We start from the raw sequence: 17384 nt of genomic DNA on the forward strand, positions 1-17384 counted from the left end.
GGCCTCCCCCCGACCGAGGGTCAGCGCGCCTTGCGGCGCGAGCCGGGGCGGCGTTCGCTCGGCCGGTAGACCGGCTCGCCCGCCGCGGTGGCGGCGTCCCGGCGGGTGGCCCCGAAGTCGGCGAGCGCCTGGGCGAGCGCGGACGCGGACGGGGCCGGGGCCATCACGTCGACCCGCAGGCCGTGCTCCTCCGCCGTCTTGGCGGTGGCCGGGCCGATGCAGGCGATGACGGTCACGTTGTGCGGCTTGCCGGCGATGCCGACCAGGTTCCGGACGGTCGAGGACGAGGTGAACAGCACCGCGTCGAAGCCGCCGCCCTTGATCGCCTCGCGGGTCTCGGCCGGCGGCGGCGAGGCGCGCACCGTGCGGTACGCGGTCACGTCGTCGACCTCCCAGCCGAGTTCGACCAGGCCGGCCACCAGGGTCTCGGTGGCGATGTCGGCGCGCGGCAGCAGCACCCGGTCGATCGGGTCGAACACCGGGTCGTACGGCGGCCAGTCCTCCAGCAGGCCCGCGGCGGACTGCTCGCCGGAGGGCACCAGGTCGGGCTTGACGCCGAAGTCGACCAGCGCCTGCGCGGTGGTCTCGCCGACCGCGGCGACCTTGATCCCGGCGAACGCCCGGGCGTCCAGGCCGTACTCCTCGAACTTCTCCCGGACGGCCTTGACGGCGTTGACCGAGGTGAAGGCGATCCACTCGTAGCGTCCGGTGACCAGGCCCTTGATGGCCCGCTCCATCTGCTGCGGGGTGCGCGGCGGCTCGACCGCGATGGTCGGCACCTCCTGCGGCACCGCGCCGTACGAGCGCAGCTGGTCGGACAGGCCGTGGGCCTGTTCCTTGGTGCGCGGCACGAGGACGTTCCAGCCGAACAGCGGCTTGGTCTCGAACCACGAGTGCGAGGCCCGGTGGGCGACCTGCTCGCCCACCACGGCTATCACCGAGGTCGCCGGGTCCACCGGGGCGGAGACCGGCGAGGGCAGCACCCGGGCGGCCTTCAGGTCGGCGGCGATGGCGGCCAGCGTGGAGGTGAAGGTGCGCTGCCGGGTGGTGGTGCCCGACAGCGTCGCGGAGAGCGCCGCGTCGGGCTTGCGGCCGTGCGCCACCAGGGAGTTGGCGGTCGCGGGCAGCTGGCCCAGGGTGGTGCGCACCACCAGGGTGGTCTCCGGCGCGCCCAGGTCGACGACCTGGCCGGCCAGCAGCGCCTCGGCGTCCACGAAGCGGACGTCCGCGCCCTGGCCGCCGCGCAGCGGCACGCCCGCGTAGGCGGGCACGCCCACCGACTGGGCGACGCCCGGGACGACCTCGAACGGCACGCCGGCCTGGGCGCAGCGCAGCATCTCCTGGGCGGCGCAGCCGTCCAGGCCGGGGTCGCCGTCGACGGTGCGGACCAGGTGGCGGCCGGCCTTGACCGCGTCGGCGGCCAGGTCGGCGAGCTCCTTGCCGGCGTCGGCCGGGTCGAGGACCTGGACGCCGGTCGGACAGTGCGTGCGGACCGCGGCGGCGGTCAGCGGGTCGGCGATCAGTACGTCGGCGGTGCCGAGCACGTCGACGGCACGCAGGGTGAGCAGTCCGGGGTCGCCGGGGCCGGCGCCGAGGAAGGTGCAGCGCCCTGCGGGCGGGTGGAATCCGGCGGCGGTCATCGGGCGCGCTCCCCCATCAGGTTGGCCGCTCCGGTGTCGAGCAGCCGGGTGGCCAGGGCGCGGCCCAGGGCCGCGGCCTGCTCCTCGGCGGTCTCGTCGGGGACGAGCGGGCCGTTGGCGGACATCTTGAGCAGTTCGGCGCCGTCGGTGGTGCCGACCACGCCGTCCAGGCGCAGTTCGGTGCCGGTCCAGGCGGCCAGGGCGGCGACCGGGGCGGAGCAGCCCGCCTCCAGGGTGGCCAGCAGGGCGCGTTCGGCGACCACGGCGGCCCGGGTGGGGCGGTGGTCGAGCCGGGCCAGCACGGCGGCCAGGGTCGGGTCGACGCACTCGACGGCGAGCGCGCCCTGCCCGGGGGCGGGGAGCATCAGCGCGGGGTCGAGGTGCTCGGTGATCTCCGCGGAGCGGCCGAGCCGGTTGAGTCCGGCGGTGGCCAGCACCACGGCGTCCAGCTCGCCGGAGCGGACGTAGTTGATCCGGGTGTCGACGTTGCCGCGGATCGGCACGGTCTCCAGGTCGGCGCCGCGGGCCCGGGCCCAGGCGTTGAGCTGGGCCATCCGGCGCGGGGAGCCGGTGCCGACCCGGACGGTGCGGCCGGAGCTCTTGCCGACCAGTCCGGCCAGGTCCAGGCCGTCGCGGGCGACCAGCGCGTCCCGGACGTCCTCGCGCTCGGGGACGGCGGCCAGCAGCAGCCCGGCGGGGGCGGCGGTGGGCAGGTCCTTGAGCGAGTGGACGGCCAGGTCGATCCGGCCCTCCAGCAGGGCGTCGCGCAGGGCGGAGACGAACACCCCGGTGCCGCCGATCTGGGCCAGCGACTCGCGGGAGACGTCCCCGTAGGTGGTGATCTCGACCAGCTCCACCCGGCGGCCGGTGATCTCGGCCACCTCCTCCGCGACCATGCCCGACTGGGCCATGGCGAGGGCGCTGCGGCGGGTGCCGAGGCGCAGCGGCGTCACTGTCTCTTGACCATTCATGAGGTGATCGTCCTGGTCGTGCTGGGGGGCTGACGGGGTGTTCATCTGGTGGCTCCGGCGGGCGGGGCGGTGGCTCCGGCGGGCGGGGCGACGGCGGCCTGGGCGGCGGGGATGCCGCCCGGCGGGATCGAGGATCCCGCCTGGGCGCCGATCGGGGTGCCGGAGACAGCGTGCACTGCCGCGGGGTCCAAGTCGAACAGTTCGCGCAGGGCTTCCGCGTAGGAGGCTCCGCCGGGTTCGGCGGCGAGCTGCTTGACCTTGACGGTCGGGGCGTGCAGCAGTTTGTCGACCACCCGGCGCACGGTCTGCGAGATCTCCGCGCTGGAGCGCTCGTCGAGGTCCGGCAGCCGCGAGGTGAGGCGGGCGAGTTCGCTGCGGACCACCTCGGAGGCCATGGCGCGCAGGGCGACCACGGTCGGGGCGATCCGGGCGGCGCGCTGGGCCTGCCCGAAGGCGGTGACCTCGTCCGCGACGATGGTGGAGACGGCGTCCACGTCGCCGGCGCCGGGGGTGGCGGCGTGCGCGTGCGAGAGGCTCTCCAGGTCGACCAGCAGCGCGCCGTCGAGGGCGTGCACGGCGTGGTCGACGTCCCGGGGCATGGCCAGGTCGAGGAAGGCGAGGGGTTGTCCGGCGGTGCGGAGGGCGAGCGCGGCGGCGACCTCGGGGGCGTCGATCACGGTGCCGGCCGCGCCGGTGCAGGAGATCACCAGGTCGACGTCGGCGAGCGCCTGCGGGACCTTGGCGAAGTCCAGGGTGCGGGCGGCGCCGCCGAGGATCTCCACCAGCCGCTCGGCGCGGGCCGGGGTGCGGTTGGCGATCAGCAGGTCGGTGACGCCGGAGCGGACCAGGGTGGCGGCGGCCAGCGAGCTCATCGAGCCCGCGCCGACCACCAGGGCGCGCTTGCCGGCGATCGGGCCGGCCCCGGCGGCGACCTGCTCCAGGCCGAAGGTGACCAGCGACTGGCCGGCCTTGTCGATGCCGGTCTCGCTGTGGGCGCGCTTGCCGACCCGCAGGGCCTGCTGGAACAGCTCGTTCAGGCCGCGGCCCGCGGTGTGCTCCTCCTGGGCCTTGGCCAGCGCGTCGCGCAGCTGGCCGAGGATCTGGCCCTCGCCGACCACCATCGAGTCCAGGCCGCAGGCCACCGAGAACAGGTGGTGGACGGCGCGGTCCTCGTAGTGCACGTACAGGTGGGGGGTGAGCTCGTCCAGGTCGACGCCGCTGTGCCCGGCGAGCAGCTGGGACAGCTCGGCGACGCCCGCGTGGAACTTGTCCACGTCGGCGTACAGCTCGATCCGGTTGCAGGTGTTGACCAGCGCGGCCTCGGCGACGGTCGCCGACGCGGCCGCCTCGTGCAGCACCCGGGTCGGGCTGTCGCCGGTGAGCGCGGCGCGCTCCAGCACGCCGACCGGCGCGGTCCGGTGGCTCAGACCGACTACCAGAAGACTCATGCCCCCACCTCGTCGTGACGGATGTGCGTGCTCACGCCGGCATCACCGCGGACAGGTCGTCGTCCGGGCCCGCCTTGGCGGCGGGCGCGGTCTTCGCCTGCTCGGCCTTGCCGCCACCGGCGGCCCGACGCAGTTTGGCAGCGGCGGCCCGAACCGGGCCGGGGGCGCGGTCGAGCACCGAGTCGCCCGCGGACGGCTCGTCGCCGGCCTTGCGCTGCTCGTGGAAGGCGAGGATCTGCAGCTCTATCGACAGGTCGACCTTGCGCACGTCCACCCCGTCCGGCACGGTCAGCACGGTCGGGGCGAAGTTCAGGATGCTGGTCACGCCGGCCTCCACCAGCCGGTCGCAGACCTGCTGGGCGGCACCGGGCGGGGTGGTGATCACGCCGATGGAGACGTGCTGGGTGGCGACGATCTCCTCCAGCTCGTCCATGTGCCGCACGGGCAGGCCCGCGGCGGTGCTGCCGACCACGTTCGGGTCGGCGTCCAGCAGCGCGGCTACCCGGAAGCCCCGGGAGGCGAAACCGCCGTAGTTGGCGAGGGCGTGGCCGAGGTTGCCGATGCCGACGATGACGACCGGCCAGTCCTGGGTGAGGCCCAGCTCGCGGGAGATCTGGTAGACGAGGTACTCCACGTCGTACCCGACGCCGCGGGTGCCGTAGGAGCCGAGGTAGGAGAAGTCCTTGCGGAGCTTCGCGGAGTTCACCCCGGCGGCGGCGGCCAGCTCCTCGGAGGAGACGGTCGGGACCGAGCGCTCGGAGAGCGCGGTCAGCGCCCGCAGGTAGAGCGGGAGGCGGGCCACGGTCGCCTCGGGGATGCCCCGCGCACGCGAGGACCTGCGCGCGGCGCCCGGGTCGGGCGTCTGCGAACTGCTGGGTGAGGGTCGGCCGATTGCCACGTTGCTCCTGTGGGTGAAGCTGGGCTTGGACCGCCAGGCTATGCGTTTGTGAACGTGTGCACAAAGATGGTGTCCGATTTGTCCCCGAACAGTGACACGCATCACTCGTAACCCGCCGAACCGATCAGCGCCCGCGGGCCCTCCACCCCCGCCGGCCACGGCCCCAGCGGCGCCACCCGGCGCAGCAGCGGGGCCTCCCCGCGCGAGCCGGCCGAGCGGGCCGGGCCCAGCCGCGGCCACGGCACCACCGGTGCGGCGGGCGGCGCGGGCAGCCGGACGTCCGGGCAGCCGGTCCGGCGGCAGTGCCGCAGCAGCTCCACCGTCGCCTGCGCGTCGCCGAGCGCGGTGTGCGCCGGGAACCAGCCCAGCCCGGCCGCCTCCACGCACGCGGACAGCCCGAAGCCGCCGGCCTCCGGCAGCATCCGGCGGGCGATCCGCATCGTGCACAGCAGCGGCACCGGCGGCAGCGCCACCCCGATCCGGGCGAACTCGCGCTCCAGGAACGCCCGGTCGCACGTCACGTGGTGGCCGACCAGCACCCGGCCGGCCAGCAGCTCCAGCAGCCGGGGCGCGATCTGCCGGAACCGCGGCGCGCCCTCGACGTCGTCCTGGGCTATGCCGTGCACGTGCGTCGGCCCGACCGGCCCGGCCGGGTCGACCAGCGTGGTGAACTCCCGCTCGGTGCGCAGCCCGGCGTCCAGCTGCACCACGGCCACCTCGACCACCCGGTGGCGCCAGGGGCTACGACCGGTGGCCTCGACGTCGACGACGGCGTAGCCGTTCATCGCGCCCTCCTCTTGCACAGCCCCCGGCGGACACGGAAACCGTTCGATCGTAAGCCGAGGAGTGAAGGAACTCCTAGGCCGATCTTCATCGAACGTTCACGAAGCACGGGTACCCGGCGGGGGCCGGGGGGCCGGGCTAGGCGCCGAGCGCCTTGCGCAGCCGGGCCTCGTCGACCCGCCAGAAGTCGTGCTGGCGGCCGTCGACCAGGGTGACCGGGATCTGCTCGGCGTACTGCTCGTAGAGGGCCGGGTCCTGGAGGATGTCCTTCTCCTCGAAGGCGGCGCCCAGGTCGCCGGTGACCTTGAGGATCACCGCGCGGGCGTCCTCGCAGAGGTGGCAGCCGGGCTTGCCGATCAGGGTGACGGTGGTCTCGGCGGGGTTCTTCTTCGCGCGTCGCAGCAGGCTCACCGGTTCATTGTGCCGCCGCCCGTTCACTGCGGCGGCACTCCGCGGACACGGGGTCGGTCGGCCGCGCTGACTATGCTCGTCGCATGGCCGCGCTACGAAGGCTCACCCAGTCAAGGCGTTCCACCGGCGACCGGACCGCCCTGGCGGCCGAGGCCGCGGCCGACGCCGCCGAGGCCCAGCTCGCGCCGCAGCCGCCGAAGGCGCCCGCGGGCGACCACACGCCGGAGCCCGGGGACGTCCGGGCGGCCGCGTTCTTCGACTGCGACAACACCATCCTGCGCGGGGCGGCGATCTTCTACCTCGGGGTCGGGCTGTACCGGCGGCGCTTCTTCTCCCGCCGCGACCTGGCCCGGTTCGCCTGGCAGCAGGCGGCGTTCCGGCTGCACGGCGCGGAGAACCCGGAGCACATCGCCGACGCCCGGGACAGCGCGCTCGGGCTGGTGGCCGGCAAGCGCACCGCGGACCTGGAGCGGATCTGCGAGGAGATCTTCGAGCCGGTGCTGGCCGAGAAGGTCTGGCCGGGCACCCGGGCGCTGGTGCAGATGCACCTGGACGCCGGGCAGCGGGTGTGGCTGGTGACCGCCGCGCCGCAGGAGGTGGCCCGGCTGATCGCCCGCCGGCTGGGCATGACCGGCGCGCTCGGCACCGTCGCCGAGACCCGGGACGGCGAGTACACCGGCCGGCTGGTCGGCGGGATGCTGCACGGCCCGGCCAAGGCGGCCGCGGTGCAGGAGCTGGCCCGCCGCGAGCAGTTGGACCTGGCGCGCTGCGCGGCGTTCAGCGACTCCGCCAACGACATCCCGATGCTGAGCCTGGTCGGCCACCCGTACGTGATCAACCCGGACGGGGCGCTGCGCCGGCACGCGCGGGCGATGGGCTGGCGGGTGCGGGACTTCCGGACCGGGCGGAAGGCGGCCCGGATCGGCCTCCCGGCGGCGGCCGGGCTGGGCGTGCTGGCGGGGGCGGCCGCGGCGGCGGTCGCGGTGCACCGCCGGCAGCGGGCCTGATCCGGCGTCAACCCGGTGGCCGCGACACGCCCCTGTGCGGGTGGTCGTGCAGGTCGGAGCGGTGCGGGGGCGCCCGGGGGCGGGCAGTGGTTCGGGAGCGTCCGGCCCTGACCGGAACTGATCGTTCGGCAGTCGGCCAAAGTCGTGGGTTGGGGCGGCGGATAGCGGGGAAACCCGGCCTGCGCACCGGTGTTCGGTCACCTGCTGTGCACAAATGGTCACATTGAGCCGGATGGATGGCGCCAACTCCGGTCACCGGTAGGTGAATATGCGCAAGAAGTGGACCTCAACCGACCACTTCGACCACGCGGTGTAGCTGTCATTGCACAAAGCGTTATTCTCTCCTGGATGCACCCCACCCGAACGTCCCCGTGACGGGTGGCCAGTGCGGCGTGCTCTCCGCACAGGCGGAGGTGATCCGTCCACAGTTCTGCCTCTGGGAGTCCCGTGTACCCACCCGTCCGGAACGACGCGCCAGCCACCTCCCGCCCGTCGACCGCCACTCTGCGCCGCGGTGTGCGCCTGGAACGGCTGTGGGCCGCGATCCGCGAGTTCGAACTGGTCGTGCCGCAGCCCGCGGTGGCCGGCCCCGCGTTCGCCGCGCCCGCCCCGGCCGCGTTCGCCGCACCGCTGCTGCGCTCGACCACGACCGGCTCCGCCGCCTCCGGCAGCGCCCCCGCCGCGGGCCCGCGCGGCCGCACCGTGCCCGCCCCCGGCACCCGCGGCCGCTCCCGCAGCGCGCCCGCCGGGCCCGGCTACGACACCGAGCACAACCCGGTGGTGGAGCTGGTCGAGCGGGCCCAGAACGGCGAGAGCGAGGCCTTCGGGCGGCTCTACGACCACTACGCCGACACCGTGTACCGGTACATCTACTACCGGGTCGGCAGCCGGGCCACCGCCGAGGACCTGACCAGCGAGACCTTCCTGCGCGCGCTGCGCCGGATCGGCACCTTCACCTGGCAGGGCCGGGACTTCGGCGCCTGGCTGGTCACCATCGCCCGCAACCTGGTGGCCGACCACTTCAAGTCCAGCCGGTTCCGGCTGGAGGTCACCACCGGCGAGATGCTCGACTCCAACGAGTGCGAGCGCAGCCCCGAGGAGTCGGTGCTGGAGTCGCTCTCCAACGCCGCCCTGCTGGACGCGGTGCGCCGGCTCAACCCGCAGCAGCAGGAGTGCGTCACGCTGCGCTTCCTGCAGGGCCTGTCGGTCGCCGAGACGGCCCGGATCATGGGCAAGAACGAGGGCGCCATCAAGACGCTGCAGTACCGGGCGGTGCGCACGCTGGCCCGCCTGCTGCCGCCGGACGCCCGGTGATCCGCGGCCCGTGGACGTGACAGCCCACAGACCGGCCCGGCCCCGGCCCGCGCCCGCGCCCGCGCCCGACGGACCGTCAACCCGCCCCGGCCGCAGGCACGTCCGGGTGACGGAGTGGTCATCTGCTCTGCTTAATACGCCAGGGGGGTCGTGCGTAACCGACTCCCGACACCGCTCGTTGGCCAGCGTGCAATCCGCCACCGGGCTCTCAGTCAAGTGGGAACTCGAGCTGTCACCCGATGGTGTGGTTTCGGCCTGTCGGGACAACCAACCGGCGGGCCACGGTGTCGAAAACGACGAAGGGAGGTGTGGCCCGTGACGGCAAACGTGCTGGAGCACCGGCGGGCGAAGTCCTTCGCCGAGGCGCTGGAGGCCCACCAGAGTGACCAGCGGAGCAGCGGCTCGCACCGGGCCGGCTCCGCCGCCATGACCGAGCTCCTCGCCATGGCCGACGCGCTCGGTGCGGTGCCCGCCCCCGAGCTCGCCGCCGAGACGCGGACGGTCCAACGAGCCCGGCTGATGGCCGCGTTCGAGCAGGAGTGGGCCGGTGGCGCCCCCACCGCGGTCCTCCCCGCCCAGCGCGCCCCGCGTACCCGCCGCACCCGCTGGGGCCGCCGCCTGGCCATCGGCGGCCTGGTCGCCGGCGTCGCCGTCGGCGGGTTCGCCGGAGCCGCCGCCGCCTCCACCAACGCCCTCCCGGGCGACGCCCTGTACGGCATGAAGCGCGGCCTCGAAGGGCTGCGCCTCGACTGGGCCGACAGCGACACCGAGCGCGGCGCCCTGCTGCTCCAGCAGGCGTCCACCCGGCTCGACGAGGCGCAGTCGCTGCTCGGCCGCTCCGACAGCCCGACCTCGCTCAGCCCCACCACGGTCGACCAGGTCCGCCGCGCGCTCGACGACATGCACGCCGAGGCGATCCGCGGCCGCGACCTGCTCCGCGCCGTCTACCGCACCAACGGCTCGCTCACCCCGATGCGCCAGCTCGCCGGCTTCGCCGGGGAGGACCAGCGCTGGTCGGCCCTGCAGTCCAAGCTGCCGTCCGGGCTGAGCGCCCAGGCCGGCAAGGTCGACCAGCTCTTCGACGACATAAGCGAGGACGTCGCGCCGCTCCGGCTGGAGCAGGTCCCCGGCCAGGGCGGCAGCGGCGGCAGCGGGAGCACCGCGGGCGGCGGCGCGAGCGGCGGCAGCAGTGCGGGCACCGGCACGGAGCAGCAGCCGCTGCTGCCCGGCACCGGGGCGTCCGGCGGCGCGAGCGGCGGCCGGGCCCCGGCGGCCGTCCCGTCGGTCCGGGTCAGCCCGGCGCCCGGTGCGGGCACCGCGGGCGGTCTCGGCGACCTGCTGGGCGGCCTGACCGGCACCGGCGCCTCGCCCGCCGCGAGCGGCTCCCCGGCCGCGTCCGCCGCCCCCGCCCCGGCCCCCTCGGGCTCCCCGAGCGCCCCCGCCGCGGGCGCGGTCCCGGGCATCACCATCCCGCCGCTGGTCCCGGGCCTGCTCCCGGGCCTGACGCTCAACTAGCGGAGCGCGAGCACCGGCAGGGGCACGGGGAACCGCGCCCCTGCTTTCGCCTGCGGCCCCGCCGTCCGGGTCAGCCGAAGACCGAACGCCGTTGCACCAGCAGCTTGTACAGCGTGTGCTGGATGGTCTCCCGGACCTGGTCGGTGAGGTTGAAGACCAGCATCGGGTCCTCGGCCGCGTCCTTCGGGTAGCTGTCGGTGGGGATCGGCTCGCCGAACTGGATGGTCCACTTGGTGGGGAGCGGGATCGCGCCGAGCGGGCCGAGCCAGGGGAAGGTGGGCGTGATCGGGACGTAGGGCAGGCCGAGCAGCCGGGCCAGGGTCTTGAAGTTGCCGATCATCGGGTAGGTCTCCTCGGCGCCGACGATCGAGCAGGGCACGATCGGCACGCCGGCCCGCAGCGCGGAGGCGACGAAGCCGCCGCGGCCGAAGCGCTGGAGCTTGTAGCGGTCGGCGAAGGGCTTGCCGATGCCCTTGAAGCCCTCGGGCCAGACGCCGACCACCTCGCCGCGTTCCAGCAGGGTCTGGGCGTCCTCGTTGCAGGCCAGGGTGTGTCCGGCCTTGCGGGCCAGCTCGTTGACCACGGGCAGGACGAAGACCAGGTCGGCGGCGAGCATCCGCAGGTGCCGGTCGGCGTGGTCGTGGACGGCGACCTGGGTCATCAGGGCGTCCAGCGGGATGGTGCCGGAGTGGTTGGCGACGATCAGCACGCCGCCCTCGGCCGGGATGTGCTCGGTGCCGCGGACCTCGATCCGGAAGTACTTCTCGGCGAGCGGCCGGAGCAGGGCGAGGAAGACCTCCTCGGTGAGCTCCCGGTCGAAGCCGAAGTCGTCGACCTCGTAGTCGCCGGTGAGCCGGCGGCGCAGGAAGCCGAGGCCGTGGGCGGCGCGTTCCTCCCAGCCCTTGCCGAACACCCGGGTGGCGGTGGCGCCGAGCTGTCCGGCGAGGGCGGTGCCGACGCCGTCGGCGATCCGGTCGGCGAGGCCGGGGCGCGGTTCGGGGCCGTTCCAGCTGGGGGCGGACTCGATCGGGATGACCTTGGCCGCCGGGTCGGCGGACTCCCGGGCGGCTGTCATCGCGGCCTCAACTCCTGGGTGTCGGTGGGGTGGTGGGGGTCGCCGAGCAGTCCGGCCAGCCGGTCGGTGACGGCGGTGAGCCGCTCGGGCGGCAGCGGGCCGGGCGAGCTGTGCGCGACGAAGTCGGCGAAGGTCTCCGGGGTGGTCCAGCGCGGTGCCCAGCCGTACCGGTCGCGCAGCTGGGCGGTGTCCACCACCCGTCCGTGGGTGAGCAGTTGGAGCTGTTCCTGGGAGAACGCCCGGTCCGCGGGGGCGGCCAGCTGCCGGGCCAGCTGGGCGACCAGGCCGAGCGCGGGCCGCAGCAGCGGGACGGTGGGGCGGCCGAGCCGGCGGGCGCACTGGGAGAGCAGCAGGACGCCGTCCCCGGCGACGTTGTAGGTGCCGGTGGGGGCGCCGAGGGCGGCCAGTCGCAGCGCCTCCAGGGCGTCGTCCTCGTGGACGAACTGCAGCCGCGGGTCGTGGCCGAACGCGGTGGGCAGCACCGGGAGGCGGAAGTAGGCGGCGAGCGGGGTGTCGCCGTCCGGACCGAGGATGTTGGCGAAGCGCAGCACGGTGACCGCGACGTCGGGGCGGCGGCGGGCGAAGCCGCGGACGTAGCCCTCGACCTCGGCGGCGTCCCGGGCGAAGCCGCCGGGGGGCAGTGCCTTGGGCTGCATCCGCTCGCCGAACACGGCCGGGTCGCGGGGCGCGGAGCCGTACACCGCGGTGGTGGACTTGACCACCAGCCGGCCCAGCCCGGGCGCCTGTTGGCAGGCGCCGAGCAGCTGCATGGTGCCGATGACGTTGCTCTCCTTCACCGCGGCCCGGCCGCCGTGGCCGAGCGCGGTGACGTTGAGGTGCACGACGGTGTCGACCTCGTGCTCGGCGATCACCCGGGCGATCGCGGGGCGCCGCGGGTCGACCTGGGCGTAGCGGACGCCGGGCGGCAGTCCGGCCGGCGGCGGGGCGGCGTCCACCCCGACCACCCGGTCCACGTCGGGCCGTTCGGCGATCCGCTCGGCGAAGCGCGCGCCGAGCGGGCGCGCCACGCCGGTGACGAGCACGACCTTGCCCACGATGCCCCGACCTCCCTGGATGCCCGCCCTGGCCTGCACCGTACCGCGCGGAGGTTCCGGAGGCTCAAACGCCACTGCCCGCCCCGGGGATTTCTCCCTGGGGCGGGCAGCGGCACACCGTCGGCGCCAGTTCTACCTGCGTAGCTGAACGCGTGTGCGGGGGGATCATCCCCGCGAGAGCGAGGATGGCGCCGAACGGTGTTACTTCTTGTTGCGACGCTGGACGCGAGTCCGCTTCAGAAGCTTGCGGTGCTTCTTCTTGGCCATACGCTTGCGACGCTTCTTGATGACAGAGCCCACGGAATTTCCTCGCTCACTCGGACCCGCGCCCGTGAGAGACGGGAGTCCATACGACTGACGGAGGGCCTAGCCTACCGTCCACGTCGCGTTTGCCGTAATCGGTGCCCCGTCGGGGCCCCGGCCTACGCGCTTTCCAGGCGCACGTAGGACTCCTGGAGGTACTCGTGCACCTTCTGCTCGGGCACCCGGAAGGAGCGTCCGACCCGGATGGCCGGAAGCTCGCCGCTGTGCACGAGGCGGTAGACCGTCATCTTCGACACCCGCATCACCGAGGCGACCTCGGCCACGGTCAGGAAGACGACATCCTGCAGGGGACGTTCGCCGGAACTCATGACCCATCACCCGACCCTTACCCGTGTGCAAGGCACCGGCTTCCCCTCCGGTGACTCCACCGGCACACGTGTATCCCCAGAGTAGTTATGGGTGGTACGGGTGGGAAGAGGGGGGCCCTCACCTGTTGTACGGTGCGAGATCCGCCCGTTGCAGTACGTAGTCGCTCAGCGGAACGTAGCAGCTCGGCGCGGAGCCGTCCTCCAGCGGGACGACCACCTCCACCAGGCCGTCCGCCTCGGCGGCGAACGGGGCGACGTCGTTGCAGTCCGCGATGCCGCCGGCCGGGATGCCCAGGCGGCCCGCGCCGCAGAGCCAGCCGTGGTCGCCCAGCACCAGGTCGGGCGGGCGGTGCCCGGCGTCGGCGAGGGCGGTCAGGGCGAGCCGGACCGGCAGCGGGGAGTGGGTGTGGGCGAGGTCGCCGGGGCCGGGGCGGCCGGGCCCGTCCGGGCCGTCCAGGGCGCGCATCACCAGGACGCCGTCCAGCACGTCGAGGTAGCGGGGGCGCTCGCCCTCCGGGGTGGGCTCGCGGAAGCGCACGCCCCGCGCGGGGGTGTGCACGGTGCAGCCGGCCGCTTCGAGCGCCTCGGCCAGCGCGCGGTGGAAGCCCGCCAGCTTGGTGGGGTGGCCGGTGCCCGCGAGCACGCTGCCGCGCCGCTCGGCGGTGCGGCGCAGCAGGAGGGCGAGGCGGTCCAGGGCGTCCAGGGTGCGGTCGGGGTCGATCGAGTCGGGGCCCTCGGTGTAGCCGGGGTCCGGGTGCACGCCGACGCGTTCGGCCATCAGCCGCAGCACCGCGTCCGGGTCGCGGCGGGGCTCCGGCTCCAGCCCCATCAGGGCCTTGGGGTCGCCCTGGGCGAACAGCCGGTAGTGGCGCAGGTTGTTCTGCCGGGGCGTGGGGACCTCGGGGCCGGCCAGCCGGTGCTTGACCAGGTAGGCGCGCAGCTCCGCGCGGGCGGTCACGGGATCAGCCCGTGCTGCGGCAGGACGGCCCGGCGGGTCGCCAGGACGGCCTGGTCGAGGCGGTCGGCGGGGTCGTAGCCGCCGTCCTGGAAGTCCGCCCAGTGCGGGGTGGCGCCGTCGGTCATCCGCAGCGGGGCGGGGCGGCGGGTCAGCCGGTACACCTCGGCGCGCCACTCCTCGGGGGTCTCGGTGGCCGGGTCGACGGGGTGGCCGGCCGCGGTGGCCACCAGGTGGGTCCAGGTCCGGGGCACCACGTCGACCACCGCGTACCCGCCGCCGCCGGTGGCGATCCAGCGGCCGCCGGCGTGCTCGTGGGCGAGGCGGTGGACGGCCTCGGCGATGATCCGCTGGGCATCGACGGTGACGGCGAGGTGGGCCAGCGGGTCCTCGACGTGGGTGTCGGCGCCGTGCTGACTGACGATCACCTGCGGGCGGAACGCGGCCAGCAGCTCCGGCACCAGGGCGTGGAAGGCGCGCAGCCACCCGGCGTCGCCCGTCCCGGCGGGCAGCGCCAGGTTGGCGGCGCTGCCCGCGGCGTCCGGGCCGCCGGTCTCGGTGGCCCAACCCGTCTGCGGGAACAGCGTGCTGGGGCTCTCGTGCAGCGAGACGGTCAGCACCCGCGGGTCGTTCCAGAACGCCTGCTGCACGCCGTCGCCGTGGTGGACGTCCACGTCCACGTACGCGACCCGCTCGGCGCCGAGTTCGAGCAGCCGGGCGATCGCCAGCGCCGGGTCGTTGTAGATGCAGAAGCCGGACGCCTGCCCGGGCATCGCGTGGTGCAGGCCGCCCGCGAAGTTCACCGCGTGCGGGGTCTCCCCGCGCCACACCGCCTCGGCCGCCGCCACCGACTGCCCGGCGATCAGCGCGGAGGCCGTGTGCAGCCCCGGGAACGCCCAGTTGTCGTCCGTCCCCAGCCCGTGCGCCGCGTCGACCGCGGACGGGTCGGCCGCGGCCCGCTTCACCGCCGCCACGTACTCGGCCGTGTGCACCAGCCGCAGCGTGGAGTCCCCGGCGGGCGGGGCCGAACGCACCGTCACCGATGGCTGCCCGGTCAGCCCGAGCGACTCGACCAGCCGCATCGTCAGCGCGAGCCGGGTCGGGTCCATCGGGTGCCCGGGCCCGAAGTCGTATCCGGTCTCGGCCTCGTCCCAGAACAGGTGCAGTCCGCAGGTGGTGTCCGCCATGACCCACACCGTATCGGGGCCGGCCCCGGCTCCCGGCCCGCCCCGGTTCCGACTCGGCTCCCGGAGCGACCGAGCGCCCGCGCCGTCGCCCGCGCGGCCGTCCGCGCCGCCCGGGAGGCCCGCGCCCACGCCCTCACCCCCGCGGCCCGCTGAGCCGCGCACCACGGAAAGCGCCACCCTCATGCCCGACTTCCTGCCGATCACCGAAGCCCGCGCCCACCTCGGGGGGCTGGTCCGCCACGTCGCCCGCACCCGCCGCGACCGCATCACCATCACCGTCAACGGGCTCCCCGCCGCCGTCCTCGTCAACCCCCGGGAACTGGCCGACCTCGAAGTCACCCTGGCCTGGCATCGCACCCGACGGGCCGTCGGAGCGCCCGCGGCCGCACCGGACGCGCCCGCCTGGGTCCTGCTCCCCGGAGGGGCGGTCGCGGTCAGGCCGGTCCGGCCGGGGCGTTCGCGGCGGGGCGGGTGAACTCGTCCAGCACGGCGTCGAGCAGGCGGGGGAAGCGGGCGTCGAGTTCGTCCCGGCGCAGGGTCACCAGCCGGGTCTTCCCGCTGATCCGGGTGGAGGTGACGCCCGCCTCGCGCAGGATCCGCCAGTGGTTGGACAGCGTGGAGCGCGGGACCGTCAACCCCTCGGGGCTGCAGGTGGTTTCGCCGTCGGCCGCCAGGCGCCGCAGCAGTTCCAGGCGCACGGGGTCGCCGAGGGCGTGCAGCACGGTCGCCAGGTCGAGGTCTTCGGGCTGGGGCTGGGGCAGTGCGCGCATCCGCTTCCTCCTCCTCGGGGTCCGCGTCTAGTATGACGATCGATTCAACAGTTCGGGAAAGTCGAATTGATCTTGGAGGGACGACCGTGAAGATACTGACCACACTGGCCCGGCTGTACGTGGACGACCTCGACCGCGCGCTGCCCGCCCTGCGGGACCTGACCGGCCAGGAGGTCGGGCAGCGCTTCCCCTACCGGGGCGTGGAGGTGGCCGGCATCGGCGGCTTCCTGCTCGTCGCGGGCACCGACGAGGCCCTCGCCCCGTTCCGGGACGTCCAGGGCACCGTGCTCGTCGACGACCTGGACGGGCTGCAGGCGCTCCTGGACGCCCGCGGCGGGGAGATCCTGTCGGGCCCGAACCGGGTGCCGACCGGCCGCAACGCCGTCGTGCGGCACCCCGGCGGCGTCGTCCTCGAGTACGTCGAGCACAGCGCCTAGGCCGGGGCCTTCGCCAGGTCGGGCCGGTCGTCGGCCGGGGCCGGGAGGAAGTGCCGGGCGAGCGGGAGGACGGCGAGGACGAGGAGCATGGGGGCGCAGAAGGCCCAGCGGTAGTCGGAGAGTTCGGCGAGGGAGCCGACGAGGGGGGAGCCGATCAGGAAGCCGACGTAGTTGAAGAGGTTGAGGCGGGCGACGGCGGCGTCGCTGGCGTGCGGGAAGAGGCGGCCGCCGGCGGCGAAGACCTGCGGGATGATCGCGCAGATGCCGAAGCCGAGGACGGTGAAGCCGAGGATTCCGGTCCAGGTGCCGGGGGCGAGGACGGCGATCAGGAAGCCCGCGCCGGCCACCGCGGTGCCGGTGCGGACGACGGGGAGGACGGTGAAGCGCTGGACGGCGCGGTCGCCGACGGCGCGGCCGAGCAGCATGGCGACCATGTAGCCGAGGTAGGAGAACTTGGCGAGGTCGGCGGGGCTGTGCAGGCCGTCGGTGAGGTACTTGACGCTGTAGTTGGAGACGGAGGCGTCGGCGATGTAGGCGAAGGCCATCACGGCGCAGAGCGGGAGCAGTGGCTTCCAGGGGATGCGGCGGGCGGCGAGTTCGGCGGCCTCCCGGACGGCGTCGCCGAGTTCGGCGGGGCCGGCGAAGTGGCGGCCGACGAGCAGGGCGGCGGGGACCAGGACGGTCGCGGCGCCGCCGAACAGCAGGGGCAGGCCGGTGTCCCAGTGCGCGGCGAGGGCCGCGAGCGCGGCGCCGAGGATGCCGCCGAGGCTGAACGCGGCGTGGAAGCCGATCATGATGCTGCGGCCGTAGCGGTGCTGGAGGCCGACGCCGAGCATGTTCATGGAGGCGTCGAGGGCGCCGACCAGGAGGCCGAACAGGCCGAGGGCGATGGCGAGTTGCCACAGCTGCGAGCCGAGGCCGGTGAGGGCGAGGGTGAGGCAGAGGGCGGGCTGGACGACCCGCAGGACGCCGCGGGCGGTGGTGCGCTCGACCAGGGTCTCGGAGGCGATCGAGCCGACGCCGGCCAGGACCGGGACGGCGGCGAGGAAGACCGGCAGCAGTCCGTCGCTGAGGCCGTAACGTTTCTGCAGGTCGGTGATGCAGGTGACCAGCAGGGCGAAGGTGGTGCCCTGCAGGAAGAACGAGACGGCCAGCGCGGCCCGGGCCTGCCGGAGCCGCGGGGTGGGTTCGGTCGGCGCCGCGACCTGCATGGGAACCTCGCTCACCACCGACGCTACCGGCCGGTACGCAACTGTTGGGCAGAGCGTAGGCGGTCGGCGGCGCCG

Annotated in this window: 19 protein-coding genes; 5 read left to right on the plus strand and 14 right to left on the minus strand. The window is 74.7% G+C overall.

What is annotated here, in order from left to right; genetic code table 11:
* Positions 1-20: 20 nt before the first annotated feature.
* The 6 genes from IH44_RS0103335 to IH44_RS0103360 form a co-directional block, all read right to left on the minus strand.
* A complete protein-coding gene (locus IH44_RS0103335) occupies positions 21-1640 on the minus strand; it encodes a uroporphyrinogen-III synthase (RefSeq protein ID WP_030457850.1) in 1620 nt (539 codons plus the stop codon).
* Positions 1637-2611, minus strand: coding sequence for a hydroxymethylbilane synthase (gene hemC, locus IH44_RS0103340; protein ID WP_030457851.1), 975 nt, complete (start codon positions 2609-2611; stop codon positions 1637-1639). Before hemC ends, IH44_RS0103335 begins: the two co-directional genes overlap by 4 nt.
* 41 nt (positions 2612-2652) lie before the next feature.
* Positions 2653-4059, minus strand: coding sequence for a glutamyl-tRNA reductase (locus tag IH44_RS0103345; RefSeq protein WP_030457852.1), 1407 nt, complete (start codon positions 4057-4059; stop codon positions 2653-2655).
* A 31-nt stretch (positions 4060-4090) separates the two neighbouring features.
* Positions 4091-4951 carry a redox-sensing transcriptional repressor Rex gene (locus IH44_RS0103350; protein WP_051816525.1) on the minus strand — a complete coding sequence of 287 codons (861 nt, stop codon included), beginning with the start codon at positions 4949-4951 and terminating at the stop codon, positions 4091-4093.
* Positions 4952-5058: 107 nt separating this feature from the next.
* On the minus strand, positions 5059-5742 hold the full coding sequence (locus IH44_RS0103355) for a 3'-5' exonuclease (RefSeq protein ID WP_030457854.1): 684 nt from the start codon (positions 5740-5742) through the stop codon (positions 5059-5061).
* A 136-nt stretch (positions 5743-5878) separates the two neighbouring features.
* Complete coding sequence (locus IH44_RS0103360) at positions 5879-6151, minus strand: glutaredoxin family protein (RefSeq protein WP_030457855.1); 273 nt, start codon at positions 6149-6151, stop codon at positions 5879-5881.
* 83 nt (positions 6152-6234) lie between these two features.
* Here IH44_RS0103360 and IH44_RS0103365 point away from each other — a divergent pair, with 83 nt between their 5' ends.
* From IH44_RS0103365 to IH44_RS0103375, 3 genes are all read left to right on the plus strand, one after another.
* Positions 6235-7158: an HAD family phosphatase gene (locus IH44_RS0103365; protein ID WP_030457856.1), complete on the plus strand. Its 924-nt coding sequence runs from the start codon at positions 6235-6237 to the stop codon at positions 7156-7158.
* Positions 7159-7605: 447 nt separating this feature from the next.
* Positions 7606-8472 (plus strand): ECF subfamily RNA polymerase sigma factor, BldN family, encoded by an 867-nt coding sequence (locus tag IH44_RS0103370; RefSeq protein ID WP_051816502.1) that lies wholly within the window; start codon positions 7606-7608, stop codon positions 8470-8472.
* Between the two features lie 315 nt (positions 8473-8787).
* The gene (locus IH44_RS0103375) at positions 8788-9987 is read left to right on the plus strand and encodes a DUF5667 domain-containing protein (protein ID WP_035953757.1); all 1200 of its coding nucleotides are present in this window, start codon (positions 8788-8790) and stop codon (positions 9985-9987) included.
* A 70-nt stretch (positions 9988-10057) separates the two neighbouring features.
* Here the strand turns inward: IH44_RS0103375 and IH44_RS0103380 are convergent, their stop codons facing one another.
* The 6 genes from IH44_RS0103380 to IH44_RS0103400 all read right to left on the minus strand — a co-directional run bounded on the left by IH44_RS0103380 (position 10058) and on the right by IH44_RS0103400 (position 14891).
* The gene (locus tag IH44_RS0103380; protein WP_030457859.1) at positions 10058-11062 is read right to left on the minus strand and encodes a lysophospholipid acyltransferase family protein; all 1005 of its coding nucleotides are present in this window, start codon (positions 11060-11062) and stop codon (positions 10058-10060) included.
* A complete protein-coding gene (locus tag IH44_RS0103385) occupies positions 11059-12117 on the minus strand; it encodes an NAD-dependent epimerase/dehydratase family protein (RefSeq protein ID WP_030457860.1) in 1059 nt (352 codons plus the stop codon). Before IH44_RS0103385 ends, IH44_RS0103380 begins: the two co-directional genes overlap by 4 nt.
* A 201-nt stretch (positions 12118-12318) precedes the next feature.
* On the minus strand, positions 12319-12417 hold the full coding sequence (locus IH44_RS43870) for a 30S ribosomal protein bS22 (RefSeq protein ID WP_003948845.1): 99 nt from the start codon (positions 12415-12417) through the stop codon (positions 12319-12321).
* 122 nt (positions 12418-12539) lie between these two features.
* A complete protein-coding gene (locus IH44_RS0103390) occupies positions 12540-12749 on the minus strand; it encodes a helix-turn-helix domain-containing protein (protein WP_014136488.1) in 210 nt (69 codons plus the stop codon).
* Between the two features lie 118 nt (positions 12750-12867).
* Entirely contained in the window at positions 12868-13707 is an 840-nt protein-coding gene (locus IH44_RS0103395) for a phosphatase (protein ID WP_030457861.1), read from the minus strand.
* The gene (locus IH44_RS0103400) at positions 13704-14891 is read right to left on the minus strand and encodes an acetoin utilization protein AcuC (protein ID WP_030457862.1); all 1188 of its coding nucleotides are present in this window, start codon (positions 14889-14891) and stop codon (positions 13704-13706) included. Before IH44_RS0103400 ends, IH44_RS0103395 begins: the two co-directional genes overlap by 4 nt.
* A 181-nt stretch (positions 14892-15072) precedes the next feature.
* On the opposite strand from IH44_RS0103400, the gene IH44_RS43580 reads away from it, so the two are divergent.
* Positions 15073-15366: a type II toxin-antitoxin system prevent-host-death family antitoxin gene (locus IH44_RS43580; protein WP_063759543.1), complete on the plus strand. Its 294-nt coding sequence runs from the start codon at positions 15073-15075 to the stop codon at positions 15364-15366.
* Here the strand turns inward: IH44_RS43580 and IH44_RS0103410 are convergent.
* Positions 15326-15661 (minus strand): helix-turn-helix transcriptional regulator, encoded by a 336-nt coding sequence (locus IH44_RS0103410; RefSeq protein WP_030457864.1) that lies wholly within the window; start codon positions 15659-15661, stop codon positions 15326-15328. The two genes, IH44_RS43580 and IH44_RS0103410, sit on opposite strands and share 41 nt — an antisense overlap.
* An 86-nt stretch (positions 15662-15747) precedes the next feature.
* Between IH44_RS0103410 and IH44_RS0103415 the strand changes: the two genes are divergently transcribed.
* Positions 15748-16098, plus strand: a complete 351-nt coding sequence (locus IH44_RS0103415) for a VOC family protein (RefSeq protein WP_030457865.1) — start codon at positions 15748-15750, stop codon at positions 16096-16098.
* On the opposite strand, the gene IH44_RS0103420 is transcribed toward IH44_RS0103415, so the two are convergent.
* Complete coding sequence (locus IH44_RS0103420; protein ID WP_030457866.1) at positions 16095-17309, minus strand: MFS transporter; 1215 nt, start codon at positions 17307-17309, stop codon at positions 16095-16097. The genes IH44_RS0103415 and IH44_RS0103420 overlap by 4 nt on opposite strands.
* Positions 17310-17384: the final 75 nt, after the last annotated feature.

Origin of the sequence: Kitasatospora sp. NRRL B-11411, from assembly GCF_000721345.1 — a bacterium.
GTDB lineage: Bacteria > Actinomycetota > Actinomycetes > Streptomycetales > Streptomycetaceae > Kitasatospora > Kitasatospora cineracea.

Bases quoted from the DNA above. Each gene is read 5' to 3' on its own strand.
- IH44_RS43580 (WP_063759543.1), top strand. From the start codon at position 15,073: ATGCCCGACTTCCTGCCGATCACCGAAGCCCGCGCCCACCTCGGGGGG.
- IH44_RS0103380 (WP_030457859.1), bottom strand. From the start codon at position 11,062: ATGACAGCCGCCCGGGAGTCCGCCGACCCGGCGGCCAAGGTCATCCCG.
- hemC (WP_030457851.1), bottom strand. From the start codon at position 2,611: ATGAATGGTCAAGAGACAGTGACGCCGCTGCGCCTCGGCACCCGCCGC.
- IH44_RS0103365 (WP_030457856.1), top strand. From the start codon at position 6,235: ATGGCCGCGCTACGAAGGCTCACCCAGTCAAGGCGTTCCACCGGCGAC.
- IH44_RS0103335 (WP_030457850.1), bottom strand. From the start codon at position 1,640: ATGACCGCCGCCGGATTCCACCCGCCCGCAGGGCGCTGCACCTTCCTC.
- IH44_RS0103420 (WP_030457866.1), bottom strand. From the start codon at position 17,309: ATGCAGGTCGCGGCGCCGACCGAACCCACCCCGCGGCTCCGGCAGGCC.
- IH44_RS0103355 (WP_030457854.1), bottom strand. From the start codon at position 5,742: ATGAACGGCTACGCCGTCGTCGACGTCGAGGCCACCGGTCGTAGCCCC.
- IH44_RS0103410 (WP_030457864.1), bottom strand. From the start codon at position 15,661: ATGCGCGCACTGCCCCAGCCCCAGCCCGAAGACCTCGACCTGGCGACC.
- IH44_RS0103390 (WP_014136488.1), bottom strand. From the start codon at position 12,749: ATGAGTTCCGGCGAACGTCCCCTGCAGGATGTCGTCTTCCTGACCGTG.
- IH44_RS0103345 (WP_030457852.1), bottom strand. From the start codon at position 4,059: ATGAGTCTTCTGGTAGTCGGTCTGAGCCACCGGACCGCGCCGGTCGGC.
- IH44_RS0103400 (WP_030457862.1), bottom strand. From the start codon at position 14,891: ATGGCGGACACCACCTGCGGACTGCACCTGTTCTGGGACGAGGCCGAG.